This window comes from Actinobacillus pleuropneumoniae, from assembly GCF_003290385.1.
Taxonomy (GTDB): domain Bacteria; phylum Pseudomonadota; class Gammaproteobacteria; order Enterobacterales; family Pasteurellaceae; genus Actinobacillus; species Actinobacillus lignieresii.
The window spans coordinates 1,423,023-1,444,947 of sequence record NZ_CP030753.1; the positions used below are offsets into that span (position 1 = coordinate 1,423,023).

Sequence of the window (21,925 nt, forward strand, 5' to 3'; positions counted from 1 at the left end):
TAATCAGTATTCTTCTTAGCGATCTTCCTGTGATTCCATTAACGCTTTTGCATGAAATGCAATATGCTTTTCAATAAAACTCGCGATAAAGAAATAGCTGTGATCATAGCCTTCGTGCAAATTGAGCGTGACATCAAAGCCCAGTTTTTGTGCTTTTTCGGCAAACATTTCCGGCTGCAATTGTGTTGGATAGAAGCTATCGGCAAGCCCTTGCTCAATCAAAATAGGGCGAGCCGGCGATACGTTATCTAATAACGCAAAGCTGTCATATTCAGCCCAAGCGGTCTGATCTTCGCCTAAATAAGCGGTAAAGGCTTTTTGTCCCCACGGCACTTGGCTTGGGGTAACGATCGGCGAGAAAGCCGAGATCGCACAGTAACGATCAGGATTCTTTAGACCGATTTGGATTGCACCGTGTCCGCCCATACTGTGACCTGAAATTGAACGTTTATCGCTAACTGGGAAGCTTACCTCAATAAGCGCCGGCAGTTCTTGCACGATGTAGTCATACATTTTGAAATATTTATCCCACGGTTGTTGGGTGGCATTGAGGTAGAAACCGGCACCTTGGCCTAAGTCGTAACCTTCATCATTTGCAACGGCTTCACCACGTGGCGAGGTATCCGGCATCACAATTGCAATACCGTGCTGGGCAGCAAATTGTTGTGCGCCGGCTTTAGTGGCAAAGTTCTCATCGGTACAAGTCAGCCCTGAAAGCCAATAAAGCACTGGTACTTTTTGCCCTTGTTCCACTTGCGGCGGCAAGTAGATGGCAAAAGTCATTTCACAGTGGGTGCTGTTTGAATAATGCGTATAACGTTCGTGATAGCCGCCAAACATTTTATAGCGGGCAAGTTGAGTAAGCGCGGTCATTTTTCTCCCTTTTTTTACGATTTAATCGGACGATATTCTTTGGCTAAGGCACGAATCACAGCCGAACGGTTAGCAATCTGTTCCGCCCAACTCATCAGGTGCGGATATTCGTGTACCGCTAAAAATTCAGCAGCATCATACACGCGATTTAACACGATTTGTCCATACCAGCCCCAAATTGCAATATCGGCAATGCTGTAATGTTCACCGCAAATATAGGTTTTGTCGGCAAGCTGTTTATTTAACAAATCCAATTGACGTTTCGTTTCCAGAGTAAAACGGTTAATCGGATACTCTTGCTTGGTTGGTGCATATTTGTAGAAATGCCCGAAACCGCCGCCAACGTAAGGCGCACTTGCCATTTGCCAAAATAACCAAGACAAACATTCGGTACGTTCGCTGAAATCGCTCGGTAAGAACGCATTAAATTTTTCTGCTAAATAAAGCAAAATCGTACCGCTTTCAAATACCGGCTGCGGTTTTTCACGGCTGTAATCGAGTAATGCCGGAATTTTTGAATTTGGGTTAATCGCCACAAAATCCGAACCGAATTGATCGCCCTGTCTAATATCGATCAGAAACAGATCATAAGCGGCTTTTTCGATGCCAAGTTCTAACAATTCCTCAAGCATAACGGTAACTTTTACGCCGTTTGGCGTACCCATAGAATACAGCTGTAAATCGTGTTCGCCTTTCGGTAAATGCTGTTCAAATAACGCACCTGAAGTCGGGCGATTGATATTAGCAAATTGTCCGCCGTTTGGCGCTTCCCACCGCCATACTTTTGGCGGTTGATATTCGGTTGTCATTGCTTTTCTCCATTGAATTTGCAAAAAATTGTATAAATTTTACCGCTTGTTAAGTTATAAAGGCTAATCACTTTTTCTGATATTTAATATAAAACGGGTTGATGTCTGGTTGTATAGGACGGAGATAAAAATAAGCAGAGTTTCATTCTGCCTATTTTGTTGGTGGAAAATGTGGCTACTCTTGGAACGGATTAAACACTCGCACGCCGTTTTTTGTAAAATCCGCCACATTGCGAGTGACTAAAATCAGATTGTGTTGAATCGCAGTCGCTGCAATCCACGCATCATTTTCAGGGGCATGATCGGGAATATGTAATTTGGCACAAATGCGGGCAGTTTCTTCATCAATGGTAAGAATTTTGCCTCTAAAAGTCGTTTTAATATCATTTTCAAACCACTTTCTTAGTATTGTTCCTTGTATGGGATCTTTACGTTCCATCGCTAAGATCCCTCGTTCAAGTTCCATTAAGACAACCGCATTAGTATAAATTTGAAATGCTGGAATAGTCGCAAGCCACACAACAACACCTTGATTAGCCTTTCCTTTTTCAATCTTACGAGTTTCACTAATTAAATTTGTATCCAGTAAATACATTAGCTCCTCCTAAAACTCTACCGGACGGCGTTGTCCGCGACTACGAGGTTGCAATTCAAGTTCTATATCCGCCACATTTGGATCGCTTGGTGTTAAGGCTTCTAATGCACTTCTGAATACAGGAGCCGTTTGGCGTTCATATTCAGTATAGTTCATCAACACAAACGCCGGTTCGCCTCGGTTGGTGATAATTACAGGGGCGGTAAGTGCCGCCTTTTGAGCTTTGCCAAGGTTTTGATTAAATTCACGGCTGGTTATAATTTTCATATTATTTCTCCTTTTGTAGCTAAGTTGCTACAAAAATAATAGTCTATTTTATGAACATTCGCAAGCCTATTGAAAAATGGTAGGGAAATTTTGAGAGAAGAAATTCGGTAGGAAAAACAAAAGGGGCTTACGCCCCTTATTTAATGAAATTAAAAGTGAATCACCGTGCGGATTGATTTACCTTCGTGCATTAAATCGAAGGCTTTATTGATGTCTTCCAACGGCATTGTGTGAGTGATGAAATCACGCAATTTAAATTCGCCTTTCATAAATTGGTCGATAATACCCGGTAATTCGGTACGACCTTTCACGCCGCCGAATGCCGAACCACGCCACACACGGCCGGTAACTAATTGGAACGGACGAGTACGGATTTCCGCACCTGCCGGTGCGACACCGATAATGATGCTTTCACCCCAACCTTTGTGGCAACATTCTAATGCCGAACGCATTAAATCCACGTTACCCACACATTCAAATGAGAAATCCACACCACCGTCAGTCATCTCGATAATCACATTTTGGATTGGCTGCTCGTAATCTTTCGGGTTGATACAATCCGTTGCACCAAGCTCTTTAGCTTTCTCAAACTTAGCCGGATTAATGTCGATCGCAATAATACGACCTGCACCCGCCATTCTTGCCCCGATAATTGCAGCAAGACCGATACCGCCTAAGCCGAAAATTGCGACTGTATCGCCTTTTTTCACTTTTGCCGTACGAGTGACTGCGCCGATACCGGTGGTTACGCCGCAACCAAGTAAACACACTTCATCAAGCGGTGCATTTTCTTGAATTTTTGCCAATGAATATTCGGAAACCACGGTATATTCAGAGAAAGTTGAAGTCCCCATATAGTGGAAAATCGGCTGACCGTCTTTAAAGAAACGTACCGTACCGTCCGGCATTAAGCCTTTACCTTGGGTTTCACGTACTGCCGAACAAAGGTTAGTTTTGCCCGATAAACAGAATTTACATTTACGACATTCTGCAGTGTAAAGCGGGATAACGTGATCACCCACTTTAAAATCGGTGACACCTTCGCCGACTGCTTCTACAATCCCTGCACCTTCGTGACCAAGTACGCACGGGAACACGCCTTCGCTATCTTGACCGGAAAGAGTATAAGCATCGGTATGACACACACCGGTTGCCACTAAACGGACTAACACTTCGCCTTTTTGCGGCGGCATTAAATCCAATTCTTCAATTTTTAGCGGTTCATTCGGCGCCCAAGCGACCGCCGCACGAGTTTTGATAAATTCCATGATTGCTTTCCTATTATCATAAAAAGTCTATTTTGCTATTTTATCCTATACTGAGATATAAAATATAATCATCTTTTCTTATAAGGATTATAACTGTAAATGATGTCTAAACTTGCTAAAAAATCAGTAAATTTGACCGCTTACGTTTACCGCTCTACTCCGCCAATTCGGTCGGTTCATGTGACATTAACTCTTGACCGACATCGCGTAACAAGCTGAGATAACGCTCATAATGTTTCAGAATATCGGCAATGATTTCATTATGCGTCATATATTGCACATCATAGCCGTTACGACCGTCAAAGAAATAGCTTAGCGGCTCGTAAGTCGTTTCATTCTGAATATGCGGTAAATGTTCGTCATTGATTAATTGCTCGGAAACTTGATGGCCGACCGAACGAATCCCATACATAAAATTTTGTAGCGACTCGGTATGAATCACAAACTCGACCGCCGGTTCGACTTCATCGAATTTAGTGATCACGTCCACATTCAGATCATATTCCGAAATGAGCTCTCGGCGTAATTCTCTCATCGCCGGTAAAGCGGTATGTTTTAAGAATTTTAAAATATCTTTGTCTTCGGTCTGGTTCAGCATTTGATTGAGACGAGTTTTCCAGTTTTCGCCTGACCATAAAACCGTAGTCGGATTAAATTTCGCCTCAAAATATTTTTTATCCACCGCTAAGGCTTTCATTAAACTGACACAAATAACGACCATCAACATCGCAAAAGGTAATGCGGTAATTAATGTCATTGTTTGTAAGGTCGCTAATCCGCCCGAGCCAAGTAAAGTAATAGCAACGATTGACATTAATATGCCCCACATCATCGCTTGCCAACGTGGCGAAGCTAAACTTTTATCACGAGAGGCAATATTGTTCAGCACATAAATCCCCGAATCCGCTGATGTGATAAAAAATAACGCAATACTAACCAACGCAATAAAACTGGTTAAACCTGAAAACGGTAAATACTCAAGGAATTTAAACAGTAAGGTTTCCGGCGTTGAAATCAAACCGGATAACATACCCTGTGCAACATTGTTATCCAGCCAAATCGCACTGTTACCAAATACGGTAAACCATAAAATGCCGAATAAGCTCGGAATGGCTAACACGCCGAATACAAATTCACGAATGGTTCTACCGCGCGAAATTCGAGCGATAAACAGTCCGACAAACGGCGCCCATGAACACCACCAAGCCCAATAAAGAATTGTCCAAGCATTAAACCATCCCGTTTGCTTACTCTCATAGGCATAAGTTTTAAAACTCAGTTGAACTAACTGGCTAAAATAAGTACCGATGTTCTCGCTAAACGCCGATAATAAATACAGTGTCGGACCGCTAATTAACACAAATAACAATAAGAATCCGGCTAATCCTAAATTAGTTTCGCTTAAAATTTTTACACCTTTTCCTACGCCCGAAATCGCTGACAAAATCGCAAGAGTCATCACGGTGATAATTACACCGATTTTCAGCCCAAAACCGCTTTCGTTTAACCAACCCAGCGCAACCAAACCTGATCCTAACTGTGCCGCACCAAAACCAAGTGTAGTAATGATACCGAATAGCGTAGCAACCAATGCCATAATATCGATCACATCACCTAAACGTCCGTTAATACGATCTTTTAACAGCGGATAAAAACAAGAACGTAATGCAAGTGGCAATTTATAACGAAAGCCAAAATAAGCGAGAGCCAGTGCAATCACACCGTAAATCGCCCAAGCGTGCATTCCCCAGTGAAATACCGTGTGTAATAAGGCTTGTTGCGCCTGCTGCTCGGTACTACCGGTACTAATACCGGACACATAATGCGAAAGCGGTTCGGCAACCCCGAAAAACATTAATCCCACCCCCATTCCGGCGGCAAATAACATTGCCATCCAAGACATAAAGTGAAATTCCGGTTCTTCTTCATTCGTACCTAACTTGATATTGCCGAAACTGCTCAACGACACAAAAATCAAGAAAAATAAAAATAACGATCCGACTAAAATATAAAACCAACTGAAATGTTGGAAAATTGTCGCTTTTAACCAATCCAATACCGTTTGGGTTTGGCCGGGTAAGAGCAAAGTAAAGGCAACAAGTAAAATAACAATGAATAAAGTGATACTCGTTACAAACGGATTAAATGATGATTTATCACGTAAAAATGCCGTGAGTTTCATAAATACTCCTTTGTCGATTTAAGATTAAAATAGTGTTCTATAACAGATGAAGAAGGTTCGAACGGAACCGAAAGAAAAGGCACAGACACCCTTAATTGACGAACAAGGATTGTTCAGATTGATTAAAACTGATATACCTTAGCATAAGATATCAATTTTATGCAAATTTTTAGCATTTTAATTTATTTTTATAGTTATTATAACCGTTTAAATAGCGGTTAAATTCCTAAAACTTTTTGTAAAGCAAGTTATTTAGTTTTAGAATCATCTTACTTTAGTTTTACGAGGAACAAGCGATGAGATATAACAGATTTAAACAGCCGATTGGCGAAGCGATGGAAAGTTTTTCTGAAGGAACACATCCACAAATTAAACAATTAATAGGACAATATACCGTTGTCAAAAAATTGGATACGGAAATACTGAAAAATCCTCAATATCTTGAAGATCTCTGGCAACTTTATGGTAGCGAAAGCCCTCTACAATACTGGACTTATCTTCCGATTGAACCCTTCTCAAATAAACAAACGTTATACTCATACCTCACCGATATGATTCAATCGCAAGATCCTTATTATTTAGCCATTTTCGATAAACAAACGGATAAATTGCTCGGCACTTTCGCTTTAATGCGTATTGATAGACAAAATCGAGTCATTGAAATGGGTTGGGTAATCTATTCCGAACAGCTACAACGTAGCCGAATTGCAACGGAAGCTCAATTTTTAGTCATGCAATATGTATTTGAAACACTGCAATATCGCCGTTATGAATGGAAATGCGATTCGCTTAATCAACCGTCTTATCGCTGTGCCGAACGTTTGGGCTTTCATTACGAAGGTACATTCCGCCAATTAGTCGTCTATAAACAACGTAGTCGTGATACCGCTTGGTTTTCATTACTTGATTGCGAATGGCAAGCGAATAAACAAAGATTAGAAAAATGGTTAAATCCGAATAATTTCGATGAAAACGGACAACAAATTTTAGCTTTAGGAAAATGTTAATGCCGAAAATTTATCTCGGTACGGGCGGATATAGCGATACCGATCTGATCGGCACGCTTTATCCGCACGGCACATCAAAAACCGACTTTCTAAATATTTATAGTCGCCATTATGACACGATTGAGATCAATAGTACTTTTCATGCGCCTATCGGCGGAAAAGCATTACAAGGTATGGTTGAAAAAGCGGAAGATAGGCTAAAATTCTCGGTAAAATTGCATCAAGATTTCAGTCATCAACGCACGGCAAACGAAGCACAAGCAAAGCTGTTTTTAAATGCGTTACAGCCTTTAATAGAACGAAATTGCTTGGCGAATCTGTTCATTCAATTTCCGCATACTTTTGAACGTACCACCGCCAATCGCCTATATTTGGCACAGCTGACCAAATGGTTTAGCGGTTTTCCGCTTGCCGTCGAGTTTCGCCACAGCAGTTGGCACATCGAACCGGTACGACAAACCTTTGCCAAACAACAAAACTTGATTTGGTGTAATGTCGATTATCCGACAAATATCGGACTACCCGCCTTTCATTTTTACAGCAATCAAAGAATCGCGTACCTGCGTTTACACGGACGCAATCCGCATTGGTGGAAAGCGGAAACCGCTCAACAACGACACGACTACCGCTATTCCGATCCGGAACTGCAACAATTGGCAAACTTACTTCATCAGCATCGTTCATCATTTGAACAGCTGTATATCTATTTTCAAAACACGACGAACAGCCACTCGTTTTACAATATCGCCACCTTAAAAGGCTATTTAGCCGAACTGAATTTTGAAGTAAAAACTGAAATTGATAAAACGGCGGGAGAACAGGGCGTACTATTTTGACGTAACAAAATAAACAAGCGGTTAAATTCGCAAATTTCTTTGTAAATCCGACCGCTTGTAAGCCAACTAGACACAATCTTATTTCAGCAAAAATCTGTTTGTGGCAATGAGGCGTAACGTCATTAAAGCTAACGTTAAAATTACTGTCGAGCCGATAATAAACATTAGCATTCCTAGAATTGCAATCGGTTCAGCCGATAATTCGTGATAGAAATGTAGTCCTACGCCCGCCATTGAGGCGGCGCCGAACGAGAAAGACCAAAGCCCCATAGACAGACCGTTTTGCATAATCCACGGCAGTAACTTAGCTAATAATAAGAATTGTAAAAGCCCATAGCCGATAAGCAAATAAACGAAATTATCTATTTTACCGCCATTTAAGCTAAAGTACGCCGAGCAGCAGACGAAAGCCGGTGCGAACTGAATACCGAACACCGGACGGACTGCCGGCGGAACGGGTTCTAAATTACGTAAACGTTGTTGTACCGCCGGTTCTAAACAGAACCAAGAAAATACGCCGGCACCGAGGAAAATCATCCCGAATTCATTTTGCCCCGCCATACCTAACGCATTGGCACTAACAAAATTCGCCGCCACCAACGGCAAATAAAGTACCGGTGTGGTAGCTTCGGTCGGGTGATTACCTTGCCACAGCTTACCGATACGCAACATCGCAAAACCTACCTGCCCGATAATGCCGCCGACTAATAAAATACGACTGATTAACAAACTATAGGGCTGAATTGCTATCGCTATGAGTAATGAAGTAATCATCGTCAGACTGACAAAACAACCCATAATCGAGTGAGCCAGTTCCGCTTTAGCTAACTCGGGATACTTCAGCCATTTATAGAGATAAACGCTAATCAAACTTGCCCAAACTAAGCTTGCAACCGCTAAAATCGATTCGCCGATAAATGTTGGAATTGCCAAAATTGTCGCCGCATAACGCCACGCTAAACCGAGTCCGGCAAGCCCGAGCACCATTCCTAAGTAATTGACCGGAATGGGAAACGTTTTTGTCATCATTATTCCTTTTTAATCTCTCTGTTTTTCAAACCGAATAAATGCGCAAACGGTCGTAAATTTTGCCAGATTTACGACCGCTTGCGACAAAATGTAAATTAAAGTTGCGCTAAAAATTGCTGATTGATTTCATTCATTTTCGCTAATTTAAAATCGGCTAACGCCCAATAATTTTCGTGAAAATCTAATTCATTAGGGATCACAATACAGCTCATCGAAGCGGCTTTCACCGAAATCATACCCGGTTTAGAATCTTCAATCCCGACACATTCTGCAGGCTCGATACCTAAACCTTTCGCCGCCTGTAAATAGACCGCCGGATGCGGTTTGCTATACGGCAGTTCCGCACCGGATGCGATATAGCTAAAATAATCGGCAATACCGCAGCTTTTCACGATATTATCCAACATATAACGGGGCGAAGCGGAGGCAATCGCAATTTTTATATCATGTCGTGCAAGTAATTCTAACGTTTCCGTTACACCGTTGATGAGCGGTTTCGCCTTTAAAATATTACTAATTGCCGCATCTAACAGCTCTTGAGCCACTTTTTCAATATCTAGCGGCTTTTGATACAGCTCGCTTGCATAACGCAACACCGGTACGGACGGCATGCCTCGTGTTCGAGCCAATTCCTGTTCGGTAATCGGAATACCGTAACCGTGTAAAAGCTCCAATTCCGTTTGTTGCCATAACGGCTCGGAATCAATTAATACCCCGTCCATATCAAAAATAAATGCCTTTTTCATCTCTTTCCCCTCACTGTAAATATCGCAAATGAAATATTGTACGAGATCCGACTCTTAAGGTTATATCAATTATTTCGTATCTCTTGGCTACGATCAAAAAGCGGTCTGATTTATCGGATTTTTTACAAAAAAATACCTTGCGATATACAAGGTATAAAATAAACAGAATCCGGCAGATTATTGCTTCATACAGCATTTTTTGTATTTTTTACCACTGCCGCACGGATAATATAAATATTACTTAACATCTAAACTTTCACCAATCAGATAAAACTGTCCGCCGGCAACATAATGTAACGTGCGTAAGTCATTTGTCGCTTGATCAAAAATCCAATGATTATCTTTAAACACGCGATCATCAGCATAAGCCGCTAATACTTTTCCGATAAAAAGATCGTGATCTTGTTGGTTCTCCGGATTACGGATCAATTCGCATAAAATCCAACCGGCGCAACCTTTTACTAACGGAATATCAAAACCGTCTTGATAAAAGATTTCTACATTATCCAATTTATGCATCAGTACGGCGTGAAGTCGAACCGAGTTTCAATACTAATTCCGCCTGATTTGCCACCGGAATTTGAATTGCAAATAAACCGCTTTTCTCGACTAATCCACGAGTAAATGCCTGCTTATCTAACACGGTCGTTACCTTAGAAAGCGGACCGTAATCCAAGGCACAAGACCAAGCTACCGCCATAACGTTTTCAATATTATCCGCTTTTGCCGACACCAAAGTTGTCGGTCCGATATTAAGTAAACGATATGATTTTTCAACCGGAACAGAAACAATCGCCATTTTTTCCTCGTGAATAAGCTTAAATCTAAGTGAATAAAACAAGCGGTCAGATTTACAAAATTTTCTACAAATCCGACCGCTTTCGATTAATGAATATCTTCAGCTAAAAAGCCACCGCTTTGATGCGCCCAAAGTTTAGCGTAAACGCCGTTTTGTGCCAATAATTCTTCATGGCTGCCTTGTTCCACAATTTCACCTTTATCCAACACAATCAGTCTATCCATCGCCATAATGGTTGAAAGACGGTGAGCTATCGCTACTACGGTTTTACCGTCCATTAACTCGGTTAAGTTTTCTTGAATAGCCGCTTCCACTTCCGAATCCAACGCACTGGTTGCTTCGTCTAGTAACAGAATCGGCGCATCTTTTAACATCACTCGTGCAATCGCAATACGTTGGCGCTGACCGCCGGAAAGTTTTACGCCTCGCTCACCCACATGCGCATCAAAACCGGTTCTACCTTTCGCATCTTGTAGATTCGGGATAAATTCCGCCGCTGCCGCTTTTTCTACCGCTTTCAGCATTTCTTCCTCGGTCGCATTCGGACGACCGTAAAGTAAGTTTTCACGTACCGAGCGATGTAATAACGAAGTATCTTGTGTCACTAAACCGATTTGTGAGCGAAGGCTTTCTTGGGTAATATCTCGTACGTTTTGCCCGTCAATCGTAATTGAACCGTTTTGAATATCGTAAAAACGTAGCAATAAGTTCGTGAGCGTGGATTTACCTGCACCGCTACGTCCGACTAAACCGACTTTTTCACCGGCTTTAATGGTTAATTCAAAATCTTTAAGTAACGGTTTTTTCGGATCATACGCAAAATTGACGTGTTCAAATTTAATTTCGCCTTTGCTAACTTCAAGCGGTTTTGCATCCGCTTTATCCACCACCGTATGCGGTTTTGATAAGGTTTGCATACCGTCTTGCACCGTGCCTAAGTTTTCGAATAAACGGGCAAACTCCCACATAATCCACTGCGATAAGCCTTTGATACGTAACGCTAATGCGGTTGAAGTGGCAATCGCACCGGCAGTAACTAATTCTGCTCCCCAAAGCCATAAACCGATACCGGCGGTTGCAACGATTAAACCGATACTCATCGCATTGGTAAGGGTTTCTATGACCGTTACCAAACGCATTTGTTTATGCACGGTAACCATAAATTCCTGCATTGATTCTTTCGCATAAGCCGACTCACGATTACCATGCGAGAACAGTTTTACCGTGGCGATATTTGAATACGCATCGGTAATGCGACCGGTCATTAAGCTGCGTGCATCAGATTGTTCTTGTGCAGCTTCCGCCAATTTCGGTACGAAAATGCGGATCGTCACCGCCAATGCAATCACCCATAGAATAAACGGTAAAAATAACCAACCGTCAAACTGTAAAAGGATAACACTGGAAGTCGTTAGATAAACCGCAACATAGACCAACATATCGGCACAGGTCATAATCACATCACGTACGGCTAAAGCGGTTTGCATCACTTTTGCTGAAACTCGTCCGGCAAATTCGTCTTGATAAAAGCCCATACTCTGACCGAGCATTAAGCGGTGGAAATTCCAGCGCAAACGCATTGGGAACACACCTTGTAACGACTGGAAACGGATGCTACTCGCTAAAAAGACGAATAAAATCCCTAACAAGGCGGTGCAAAACATCGCAATAATACTACCGCTTTTCTCCGCCCAAAGTTGCGCCGGAGAATATTGAGCGACCCAATCAACCAATTCGCCCATAAATTGAAACAGTACCGCTTCGATAATCCCGACTGCAGCGACTAATACGGTCAGCATAACTAAATAGCCTCGCATGCCTTTAGTCGCTTCAAAAATAAACGGGATTATTCCCGATTTGGGCGTTTTCGGCGGTGCTTCGGGGTAAGTTTCCACTCTTGCTTCAAACCAACTAAAAATTTTGTTGAACATCTTACTTTCCTGAAAAAACTAAAAGACGCCATAAGCGTCTGTCAAAGATTAAAATATATTTTTAAGAAGAAAAAGACGTAATAAACATTACGCCTTTTTGAAGGATTATGGATTTAATAATTTCTCATCAAGCGCTAAATCTTCGTTACGGTTTACGCCGATACCCTTGGCTAACACATCACGAGCGATTTGATGCGCTTCTTCAAGCGAATGCTCTTTATAAGAGCCGCATTGATATTCGTTTAATTCCGGAATTTTTGACACGTCCGGTACTTTATTTAAAGCATCTTCCATCGATTTTGTCCACGCCGAAACCACATCCGCTTCGCTTGGCGCACCGATTAACGACATATAGAAACCGGTACGGCAACCCATCGGCGAAATATCAATAATTTCTACACTTTCACTATTTAAATGATCACGCATAAAGCCGGCAAATAAGTGTTCCATCGTGTGGATACCACGCACCGGTAAAATATCAATATTCGGACGGCAAAAACGTAAATCGAATACGGTAATCGTATCGCCCTTCGGCGTCGTCATCGTTTTTGCAACACGCACTGCCGGTGCGTTCATACGAGTGTGATCCACTTTAAAGCTATCTAATAAAGGCATTTTTTACTCCAATTTAAAACTTAAAGGGGTAAGGTGATTACCCCATATCTGAAATTATTCTGCGATTCCTTGATCCCATTCAGGCGCTTCTTGCGGAATCTTACGTTGTAATAAGAAGTGGCGATTCGGTTTTGCTTGCGGCTGCACCACTCTGCCCGATGGCGTCGAGAATTCAATACCACCTTTTAATAACTGCGACATCGTTCCCGAATTCATACTCACCCCTTGTAGGCTGATATCCATGGTATAGCCGGAAGCCGCCCAGAATTCGGTATTATTACGCACCAAATGTTGGTATTTACTTTCGATACTCAAGTGAATCATCACTCTGTCGCCTAATTCACTTAGATTTAGACGTTTCACAATCCCCACTTGCATCCCTCGGTAAAGCACCGGCGCATCTACTTCAATCCCACGCGCATCACTGGTTTCCACAATCACCGGGAAGCCGTTCGCATAAATGGTTTTGTTGGTATCGGTATCGCTTAAACTAAATTGCGTTTTACGATTGCCGCTACCCGCATCGACATTAATGTAATTTTGTAACGCCGCATCAATATTTTTAACGCCGCTGGTGGTAATTTCCGGCGAGATTGCACTAAATCGGCTGCCTTCTTTCGCCACCAAAGCATAATATTGGCTATCAATGTAAGCGGTCGCTTTTATCTGTTTTTTTGCATTTTGCAACTCAAGCGATTCAATCTGACCGATAGTTAATCCCATATATTTGATGTCCATACCTTTTGAGAGTTTGGAGGCGTCTTTCGCAATTAAAGTAATACGGGTATTACCTGAAGTTGCTTTTGCTTGGCTGGCATATAAGGTTTTATCGCCTTTTGTACCACCGTTATCAAAGCTGATCGCACCTTTCAGAGTACGCATAAGCGGTGCGGCTTGCACGTTTAAACCTTTCATTGAAAGCTCGGCAGACACCGCCGGTTCAATCCAGAAACGGCTTTTATCACTGAGTAAATGGCGATATGCCGGCTCAACAAATAAATCGACATCAAATTTGTTTTTTTGCGGGCGCACTTTCAGCACTTCGCCGATTTGGAAGTTGCGATAAAGTACCACAGAACCTTTATCAATGCCGGACAAATCATTAGCCGATAAGGTTAATGTCGTTTTTTTCTCATCATCAATAATACCGGCTTCGGCACTTTCAACATCTTTATAAAGCGGATACTGCTTTTTCGCTTCGCCCTGCGCTTTGTTCGTCAGTAAACGAATACCGCCTTTTAACCAGTCGCTTGGCGAACCGGCTTGCACCCGCATCCCATCTAACCCGACCGATACGTCTAAATTTGAAATTGCCACAAATTTACTGTTAGCGGCAACTAAATGGCGATATGGCGGATAAATAATGCCTTGGAAAGTAACTCCGTCCAAAGTTAACTTACGTTTCAGCAATTCGCCGATTTGTACGTCGTTATAGTAAATCCCCTGTCCTTGATCCACACTATACGATTGCGGTGCGCTAAAAGTTAGTGCCAGTAAATTCGGGCGAGAAAGTAAATAATCCGCTTCCTTCTGCACTTCAAATTCGAGTTTAGGCTCGCCTTTGCCCGCACTAATATCAAAGTAAATCCCTCGTAGCAACTCTCCGACTTTACTGATTTGTTCTTTATTTAATGCAAACTTAGGTTCTTTTAGCAAAATTTGAGTACCGCTTTTAAATAAATCCACATGATTCGGATCAATTAACAGCGTACCTCGCGCCATTCCTTTCGCTAAAGGCTTACTTTCCGTTTTTGCATCTTTTTCATCACTCGGCGCCGATAAAGCTAAACCGGAAAGCACGCCGACTTGGATATTCTGATAGAAAACCGGCGTTTCATTCACTTTTAAATTCGGCATTATCGGCATAACGACATGGATTTCTTTACCTCGTTGCGCCGATTTTAAACTTTCGTATAGCGTAAACTTTTGTCCCTGCTCGGCAATCTTTGATTCATCCGGAGAATCAAAAGCTACCGCTCCCTGAACTACCGAAGCAATACTATCGACATTTACCGATACTCCGGATAAACCGATATTCGCATTAATTCCGCTAATGTTCCAAAAATGACTGTCTTGTTTTACTAAATTGGCATATTTTTTATCAATAACAACGTCAATTTCCACTTTCTTTTGATCAGCGGTAAAACGATAATCCGCAATACTGCCCACCGGTACTTTACGGAAGTAAACGCTTGCCCCGACCGTAATCGAGCCGAGATCATCCGAAATCAAACGGATCAATAAATCGCCGTCGGTTACCGCCACTGTCGGCGGTTCTTCTTCCGCAATAAATTCGTTGCTGCTTTTTCCTTCACCCGGTAACAGCGTAATATAGTTACCGGAAACCAACGCGTCTAAGCCCGATACGCCGGCAATCGAGGCACTCGGTTTTACCAACCAGAATTTGGTTTGTTCTCGTAACACGGATTTGGCTTCGGGATTCACTTCCGCTTGCACTTCGACTTTTTTAAGATCTTCTACAAAATAGACTTTTTTCACTTGCCCTATCTGCAAACCTTGGTAGCGAATGACGGTTTTTCCTGCGGTGATCCCGTCGCCTTCGTTGAAACGAATCGTGATCATTTCGCCCTGCTCTTTAAGGATCTGGAAAAATAACAATCCGCCAATCACGAAAGCAACGATTGGTAGTAACCAAAAAGGTGAGATTTTACGAGGCTGTCGAACCTTGGCCTCTACAGGCTGTGAAATATTATCCGTCATTAAATCGAGGTCTCTTTCAGATAGCGGTCGTTTTTACTAAAAATTTTACAAAACAACCGCTTAATTTCATATCCTTTAGATAACACAAAACCGAAGGCCTGCAAAACCTTCGGTATATGTCTGCTTTATACTGAACGATAAGATAAATTATTTTTTATCTTTTGAAGAATCACAATGTGAAATATCGCTACATTTCGCATAGAGATATAAACTGTGCGTCGCTAATTTCATACCGTGCTGTTCGCTGATTTCACGCTGACGGCGTTCGATATCCGGATCTTTAAACTCGAATACCTTACCGCAATCCATACAGATAATATGATCGTGTTCTTGCTCTACGTTAAGCTCGAATACCGCTTTATTCGCATCAAAGTTATGGCGAAGTAAAATACCGACCTCTTCAAATTGGTTTAATACGCGGTAAACCGTTGCCAAACCGATATCGGAACCCTGCTCTAATAAAATTTTATAAATATCCTCGGCAGAAAAATGTTGCATTTGTTCGCGATGTTGCTGCATTAACGCAAGGATGGTCAAACGAGGCTCAGTAACTTTCAAACCTACACTTTTAAGAAGTTTTGCATTTTCTTCAGACATAACTTGTTACCCTTCTCTCTCTTATATTCATTATGCTAACTGATCTAAGCACATCTCATCAAAGATCTGTTTACACCAACGGTTTACACGTTCACCGGTTAATTCCGGTTGGCGATCTTCATCAATACATAAACCGACAAATGTATTTTCGTCCACTAACGCTTGCGATACTTCAAAGCTATAACCTTCCGTCGGCCAATGTCCGACAATCACACCGCCGTTTTGCTCAACGACATCGCGAATGGTTCCCATCGCATCACAGAAATATTCCGCATAATCTTCTTGGTCACCGCAACCGAAGATACCGATGACTTTACCGCTAAAATCGATTTCTTTTAGCGTCGGCATAAAATCATCCCAATCCGCTTGAGATTCGCCGTAATACCATGTCGGAATACCTAAAAGTAAGAAATCGTACGCTTCAATATCTTCTTTAGCACTTTTTGCGATATCGCGTACATCGATTAAATTCGCACCGATTTCTTTTTGAATCATTTTTGCAATGTTTTCTGTATTACCAGTATCGCTACCGTAGAATAAACCTACTACTGCCATTTGAATTTACCTATTTTCTCTCTAATCAGTCTGATGACTATGAATATAGTCATTTAAAATAATTTCGATTAACTGTCCGCGTGTTACTCCGCGTTGCGACGCTTCATCCTCTAGAGTCTGGACTAAATCCGCATGTAATTTTAACTCTACACGTTTTAAGCCGGACGAACGATCTCGTTTCAGCTGATTACGTTTATTAATACGAACTTGTTGTTCTCTACTTAACGGATTAGTACGGGGTCGCCCGACTTTTGGCACGGTTGCGAACAGATCTAAGGTTATACAATCTGCATCCTGTTTTGCCATTTGTTCCACACGAAAAGATATTTGCCTATCATTCTAATAGACAAGTCTAATTGAGAATGAGAAGCTACTTACTAATAAGGCGACACTATATCACACTAATTTAATCTTGAAAATTGTACGTCCTAAATTTAATCCGGATTTTCAAAACTTTCCGTAACGATTATTATTCTTTATTTAAAATTACAAAAAACGGTAAAAATTCGACCGCTTATTCCTCCTTAATATCGGCAAAAGTTGCATTGAGCAAACTTGCCAAATCTTGCGGTGCAAGCTCTACGTCCAACCCTCGTTTACCGCCGGAAACAAACATCGTGGAAAATTGTTGTGCGGAGCTGTCAATCACGGTGGTTAAACGTTTTTTCTGTCCGAGCGGGCTGATTCCCCCTAATAAATAGCCGGTTGTTTTTTGGGCGATATCTTTATCCGCCATTTCCACTTTTTTCACGCCGAGCGCACTTGCCGCTCGTTTTAAATTCAAGGTATGCGAAACCGACACCACCATCACGGCTAATTTTTTCTGATCGCCGTTTTCCGCCACCAATAAGGTCTTAAATGTCTGATTGGCATCAATACCTAATTTTTCTACCGCTTCTTGCCCGAAATTGGTGTTATTCGGATCGTGTTCGTAAGGATGAAGCCTATGTGCAATTTTTTGCTTTTTCAATAAATTTATTGCCGGGGTCATTAGTTTTTCCTCTTAAAAATATGTACAATTACTCCCTTTGTGTGCGTTACGCCAAATCAAGCGTATAAAAAGGAGCAACTACTTATGTCTGGTTCAATGACATCAAATATCCGTTTAGCGATTGCCGCTGATTTTACCCTGTCATCAAAATTACTTGAAGCATTAGCTGAGAGTGATTTGCGCTTAGACAATATTTCTGCAATCGAAATCGAGCCGTTCGGTGAAGAACAATCCCTTTATATGGGCGGCAAAGCGATCGAGCAAATTGCGCTTGATGAAGTAAATTGGACGGATTTCAGCCACGTTTTCTTTGCCGGCAAAATGGCACAAGCCGAAGTCTTAGCCCAAGCGGTGCAAGCCGGTTGTATCGTACTCGATCTTTACGGTATTACCGCTCTAATTGCTAATGTGCCGGTTGTCGTACCGAGCGTTAATGATGAAGCGATCGCTAACTTACGCGAACGCAATATCGTGGCACTGGCAAATCCGCAAATCTCACAATTAGCTTTAACCCTCAAACCGTTTTTAGCTCAGCCGTTAAGTCATATTTTTGTGACTTCATTGTTACCGGCAGCATATTTCGGCGATGAAAAAGTGAAGGAACTTGCCGGACAAACCGCACGTTTGTTAAACGGTATTCCGTTTGACGAAAATGCGGAACGTATCGCATTCGATACCGTGCCGGCAAACGTGCAAGGCGAAGAGAAAAACTTACCGTTCTCTCGTGTTTTCGAATTACAACTTGCGAAAGTTTTACCGAATTTAACCGCTTCCACCACCTTCCATTCGGTGCAAACGCCGGTCTTCTACGGTATTTCGCAAATGGTCACCTTACATTCGGAATATCAATTAGATGTTGAGAGCGTTAGTGCAGAATGGCAACAACAAAATTGGCTACGTTTCCACGAAGAAAGCGTGATGACAGCGGTTAAAAACGGTGAAAACGAAGAAGAAAACTTACTTCAAATCAGCCAACTACTCGCAAAATCGGAAAACGAAGTGCAATTCTGGTCGGTTGCAGACGAGCAAAAATTCAGCTTGGCGTTTTTAGCGGTTCAACTGCTCAACTTAGTGTTGGAATATTAACTTTATCCGCTGCGGAACGTAAAATCGTTCCGTAGTTTCTTTCTTTGACCTGAGGTTTTTATGTTAGAACGTTTGTTCCAATTATCCGAAAAAGGCTCGAATGCCAAAACGGAAATCGTGGCGGGGGTTACCACCTTCTTCACCATGGTTTATATCGTATTCGTCAATCCGTCTATTCTCGGTGTTGCCGGTATGGATACCCAAGTGGTTTTCGTCACCACCTGTTTAATCGCCGCATTCGGGACGATTGCGATGGGCTTATTCAGTAACCTTCCTATCGCGCTTGCACCGGCAATGGGTTTAAATGCGTTTTTCGCCTTTGTGGTAGTACAAAAATTAGGTTACTCATGGCAAGTAGGGATGGGTGCAATTTTCTTAGGCTCGGTCGGCTTATTCTTATTAACCGTTTTCCAAATTCGTTATTGGTTTATGTCGGCGATTCCGCTCGGTTTACGTGTCGGTATCGGTGCGGGTATCGGCTTATTTATCGCCCTGATCGGCTTTAAAAATATGGGCTTAGTGGTAGCGAACCCGGCAACCTTAGTCGCATTGGGCGATCTACACGATCCGAAAGTATTAATGGGTATCTTAGGCTTCTTTATTATTGTCGTTTTAGCGGCTAAGAGCTTCCATTCGGGTGTATTAATCTCTATTGCGGTTATCACTACCTTAGCCTTAATCTTCGATCCGGCGGTAAGTTTTAACGGTGTAATGTCGATGCCGCCGAGTTTAGATGCGGTCGTCGGTCAAGTAGATATCGCCGGTGCGCTAGACGTTGGCTTACTCGGTATTATTTTCTCCTTTATGCTAGTAAACTTATTTGACTCTTCAGGCACATTAATTGCGGTAACCACCAAAGCCGGTTTTGCCGATAAACAAGGTCGTTTCCCACGTATGAAACAAGCTTTATTAGTGGACAGTACCGCAGGAATAGCGGGTTCGTTTATGGGAACTTCGGCAATCAGTACTTATATTGAAAGCGGCTCGGGCGTATCGGTCGGCGGTCGTACCGGTTTGACCGCAGTTACCGTAGGTATCTTATTCCTATTGACTATTTTCTTCTCGCCGCTTGCAGGCGTAGTTCCGGCTTATGCAACCGCCGGTGCATTAGTCTTCGTCGGGATTTTAATGGCTTCAAGTTTAATTGAAGTGAAATGGGACGACTTAACCGAAGCGACTCCGGCGTTTATCACCACCGCAATGATGCCGTTTACTTATTCGATTACCGAAGGTATCGCATTCGGCTTTATTTCATATTGCGTGATGAAGACCTGTACCGGTCGCTGGAAAGAAATCAATCCGTCGGTAGCGGTAGTTTCTTTACTGTTTATCGCAAAATTCGTTTGGGTTGGCTAATCTCATCTCACTTAATTCGGAATAGACGAACAGCACGGCATTTTGTAAAAATTTAACAAAATCAAACCGCTTGTCTAGTTCGTGTATTCCGTATTTTTAAGGAAATCTTATGCAAAAACTTCTCTTTATTTTTAATTCGGCGCCGTACGGCAACGAATCTTTCTTTAGCGGTTTACGTTTAGCATTACAGATTCAAGAACAGCATAAAGCGCAACTTAAACTGTTCTTAATGTCCGATTCCGTTACTGCGGCATTAAGAAAGCATAATCCGTCGGAAGGATATAATTTACAGCAAATGTTGGAAATTCTGACCGCACAAGGGGCAACGATTAAACTTTGCAAAACTTGTATCAATGCACGAGGTATGAGCGCGTTACCGCTTGCGGACGGTGTGGAAATCGGTACGTTAATCGAGCTTGCCGATTGGACGATGGAAGCGGATAAGGTCTTAAACTTCTAATGCAACATTTTGATGTCGTGATCATCGGTGCCGGCGCATCCGGTTTATTTTGCGCCGCACAGCTCGGGCAAGCCGGCAAACGGGTCGCTGTGTTAGACTCAGGCAAGAAAATCGGGCGTAAAATTTTAATGTCCGGCGGCGGTTTTTGTAACTTCACTAATCTGGAAGTTACGGCAAATCACTATCTCAGCCAAAATAAACACTTTGTCAAATCGGCGTTAGCTCGTTATACCAACTGGGACTTTATCGCTTTAGTTGCGCAATACGGTATCAGCTACCACGAAAAAGAGTTAGGGCAATTATTTTGTGACGAAAGCTCGCAGCAAATTGTCGATTTATTGCAAGCGGAATGCGACAAAGGCAAGGTCGAGATCTTTTTGCGACAAGCGGTCATTTTCGTCGAAAAATTTGCAAAAAATTTCCAAATTCAGACCGCTAGCGAAACCTTTGAAACCGAGCATTTAATCATCGCTACCGGCGGCTTATCTATGCCGGCGTTAGGCGCAAGCCCGTTCGGTTATAAAATTGCCGAGCAATTCAATATTCCGGTGATTCCGCCGCGAGCAAGCCTTGTACCTTTTACTTGGAAAGACTCGGACAAACATTTTGCGACACTTTCCGGCATTGCGTTACCGATTCGCGCTACTTGCGGGCAGCAAAGTTTTAGTAACCAAATGCTGTTTACTCATCGAGGTTTGTCCGGCCCGGCAATTTTGCAAATTTCTAATTATTGGGACTTAGGCGAAACGGTGGAAATTGATTTGTTACCTGCTGATGACATTTCAACAATCTTAACCGAATTGCGTCAATCTTCGCCGAAATTGCAGCTAAAAACCGTATTAAACCGTTATTTACCGAAAAAATTAGTCGAACTTTGGTTGGAACAAGGTGTTTTTAAAGATAATGTGATTGTTCAGTTAAGCAAAGCGGAATTAGCTCGATTAGATCAACTGATTCATCATTGGCAATTTTTACCCAACGGCACGGAAGGCTATCGTACCGCAGAGGTAACGATGGGCGGCGTTGATACCGATTTTATTTCGTCCAAAACCATGCAAGCGAAACACACCGAAGGGCTTTATTTTATCGGTGAAGTGTTAGATGTGACCGGCTGGCTCGGCGGCTATAATTTCCAGTGGGCGTGGTCGTCCGCTTTTGCTTGTGCGGAAGCGATTATTGAAAAATAACATTGATGATTGCTG

Annotated in this window: 21 protein-coding genes and 2 pseudogenes; 6 read left to right on the forward strand and 17 right to left on the reverse strand. The window is 42.3% G+C overall.

The features are described 5' to 3' along the window. Positions 1-15: 15 nt before the first annotated feature. The 6 genes from fghA to DRF63_RS06590 form a co-directional block, all read right to left on the reverse strand. Positions 16-873, reverse strand: a complete 858-nt coding sequence (fghA, locus tag DRF63_RS06565) for an S-formylglutathione hydrolase (RefSeq protein ID WP_005598157.1) — start codon at positions 871-873, stop codon at positions 16-18. A 14-nt stretch (positions 874-887) separates the two neighbouring features. Beyond that, positions 888-1,682, reverse strand: coding sequence for a glutathione-dependent disulfide-bond oxidoreductase (yghU, locus tag DRF63_RS06570; RefSeq protein ID WP_043991860.1), 795 nt, complete (start codon positions 1,680-1,682; stop codon positions 888-890). 175 nt (positions 1,683-1,857) lie between these two features. Then, a complete protein-coding gene (locus DRF63_RS06575; protein ID WP_005598161.1) occupies positions 1,858-2,277 on the reverse strand; it encodes a type II toxin-antitoxin system VapC family toxin in 420 nt (139 codons plus the stop codon). 9 nt (positions 2,278-2,286) lie between these two features. Beyond that, on the reverse strand, positions 2,287-2,544 hold the full coding sequence (locus tag DRF63_RS06580) for a type II toxin-antitoxin system Phd/YefM family antitoxin (protein WP_005598164.1): 258 nt from the start codon (positions 2,542-2,544) through the stop codon (positions 2,287-2,289). 149 nt (positions 2,545-2,693) lie between these two features. Further along, complete coding sequence (locus DRF63_RS06585) at positions 2,694-3,812, reverse strand: S-(hydroxymethyl)glutathione dehydrogenase/class III alcohol dehydrogenase (RefSeq protein ID WP_005598166.1); 1,119 nt, start codon at positions 3,810-3,812, stop codon at positions 2,694-2,696. Positions 3,813-3,966: 154 nt separating this feature from the next. Then, positions 3,967-5,994 (reverse strand): BCCT family transporter, encoded by a 2,028-nt coding sequence (locus tag DRF63_RS06590; RefSeq protein ID WP_005598168.1) that lies wholly within the window; start codon positions 5,992-5,994, stop codon positions 3,967-3,969. A gap of 296 nt (positions 5,995-6,290) precedes the next feature. Between DRF63_RS06590 and DRF63_RS06595 the strand changes: the two genes are divergently transcribed. Together DRF63_RS06595 and DRF63_RS06600 are read left to right on the forward strand one after the other, a co-directional pair. Continuing rightward, positions 6,291-7,001 (forward strand): GNAT family N-acetyltransferase, encoded by a 711-nt coding sequence (locus DRF63_RS06595; protein ID WP_005598169.1) that lies wholly within the window; start codon positions 6,291-6,293, stop codon positions 6,999-7,001. After that, on the forward strand, positions 6,995-7,837 hold the full coding sequence (locus tag DRF63_RS06600) for a DUF72 domain-containing protein (protein WP_005598171.1): 843 nt from the start codon (positions 6,995-6,997) through the stop codon (positions 7,835-7,837). The genes DRF63_RS06595 and DRF63_RS06600 overlap by 7 nt, the downstream gene beginning before the upstream one ends. A gap of 78 nt (positions 7,838-7,915) precedes the next feature. Here DRF63_RS06600 and tehA read toward each other — a convergent pair whose 3' ends face one another. The 11 genes and pseudogenes from tehA to ybaK form a co-directional block, all read right to left on the reverse strand. Then, positions 7,916-8,866, reverse strand: a complete 951-nt coding sequence (gene tehA, locus DRF63_RS06605; RefSeq protein WP_005598173.1) for a dicarboxylate transporter/tellurite-resistance protein TehA — start codon at positions 8,864-8,866, stop codon at positions 7,916-7,918. 95 nt (positions 8,867-8,961) lie between these two features. After that, positions 8,962-9,612, reverse strand: a complete 651-nt coding sequence (hxpB, locus tag DRF63_RS06610; RefSeq protein ID WP_005598175.1) for a hexitol phosphatase HxpB — start codon at positions 9,610-9,612, stop codon at positions 8,962-8,964. 177 nt (positions 9,613-9,789) lie between these two features. Further along, a pseudogene (locus DRF63_RS11450) lies at positions 9,790-9,837 on the reverse strand (SEC-C metal-binding domain-containing protein); the annotation flags it as partial. Positions 9,838-9,849: 12 nt separating this feature from the next. Continuing rightward, positions 9,850-10,411: pseudogene (locus DRF63_RS11415) on the reverse strand (flavin reductase family protein). Positions 10,412-10,497: 86 nt separating this feature from the next. Then, positions 10,498-12,342 (reverse strand): ABC transporter ATP-binding protein, encoded by a 1,845-nt coding sequence (locus DRF63_RS06625; RefSeq protein WP_005598177.1) that lies wholly within the window; start codon positions 12,340-12,342, stop codon positions 10,498-10,500. A 105-nt stretch (positions 12,343-12,447) separates the two neighbouring features. Further along, positions 12,448-12,957: an S-ribosylhomocysteine lyase gene (luxS, locus tag DRF63_RS06630; protein WP_005598178.1), complete on the reverse strand. Its 510-nt coding sequence runs from the start codon at positions 12,955-12,957 to the stop codon at positions 12,448-12,450. 54 nt (positions 12,958-13,011) lie between these two features. Continuing rightward, positions 13,012-15,678 (reverse strand): PqiB family protein, encoded by a 2,667-nt coding sequence (locus tag DRF63_RS06635; protein ID WP_005598181.1) that lies wholly within the window; start codon positions 15,676-15,678, stop codon positions 13,012-13,014. 147 nt (positions 15,679-15,825) lie between these two features. Beyond that, a complete protein-coding gene (gene fur, locus DRF63_RS06640; RefSeq protein ID WP_005598183.1) occupies positions 15,826-16,275 on the reverse strand; it encodes a ferric iron uptake transcriptional regulator in 450 nt (149 codons plus the stop codon). 30 nt (positions 16,276-16,305) lie between these two features. Further along, on the reverse strand, positions 16,306-16,830 hold the full coding sequence (gene fldA, locus DRF63_RS06645; protein WP_005598185.1) for a flavodoxin FldA: 525 nt from the start codon (positions 16,828-16,830) through the stop codon (positions 16,306-16,308). Positions 16,831-16,851: 21 nt separating this feature from the next. After that, entirely contained in the window at positions 16,852-17,136 is a 285-nt protein-coding gene (gene ybfE / locus DRF63_RS06650) for a LexA regulated protein (RefSeq protein WP_005620439.1), read from the reverse strand. Positions 17,137-17,344: 208 nt separating this feature from the next. Further along, the gene (gene ybaK / locus DRF63_RS06655) at positions 17,345-17,821 is read right to left on the reverse strand and encodes a Cys-tRNA(Pro)/Cys-tRNA(Cys) deacylase YbaK (protein ID WP_005598189.1); all 477 of its coding nucleotides are present in this window, start codon (positions 17,819-17,821) and stop codon (positions 17,345-17,347) included. 84 nt (positions 17,822-17,905) lie between these two features. On the opposite strand from ybaK, the gene DRF63_RS06660 reads away from it, so the two are divergent. The 4 genes from DRF63_RS06660 to DRF63_RS06675 all read left to right on the forward strand — a co-directional run bounded on the left by DRF63_RS06660 (position 17,906) and on the right by DRF63_RS06675 (position 21,910). After that, positions 17,906-18,907 (forward strand): oxidoreductase, encoded by a 1,002-nt coding sequence (locus tag DRF63_RS06660; RefSeq protein ID WP_005598190.1) that lies wholly within the window; start codon positions 17,906-17,908, stop codon positions 18,905-18,907. A gap of 60 nt (positions 18,908-18,967) precedes the next feature. Next, entirely contained in the window at positions 18,968-20,263 is a 1,296-nt protein-coding gene (locus DRF63_RS06665) for an NCS2 family permease (protein ID WP_005598191.1), read from the forward strand. A gap of 109 nt (positions 20,264-20,372) precedes the next feature. Beyond that, complete coding sequence (locus tag DRF63_RS06670; protein ID WP_005598192.1) at positions 20,373-20,723, forward strand: DsrE/DsrF/TusD sulfur relay family protein; 351 nt, start codon at positions 20,373-20,375, stop codon at positions 20,721-20,723. After that, the gene (locus DRF63_RS06675) at positions 20,723-21,910 is read left to right on the forward strand and encodes a BaiN/RdsA family NAD(P)/FAD-dependent oxidoreductase (RefSeq protein WP_005598193.1); all 1,188 of its coding nucleotides are present in this window, start codon (positions 20,723-20,725) and stop codon (positions 21,908-21,910) included. Before DRF63_RS06670 ends, DRF63_RS06675 begins: the two co-directional genes overlap by 1 nt. Positions 21,911-21,925 lie beyond the last annotated feature (15 nt).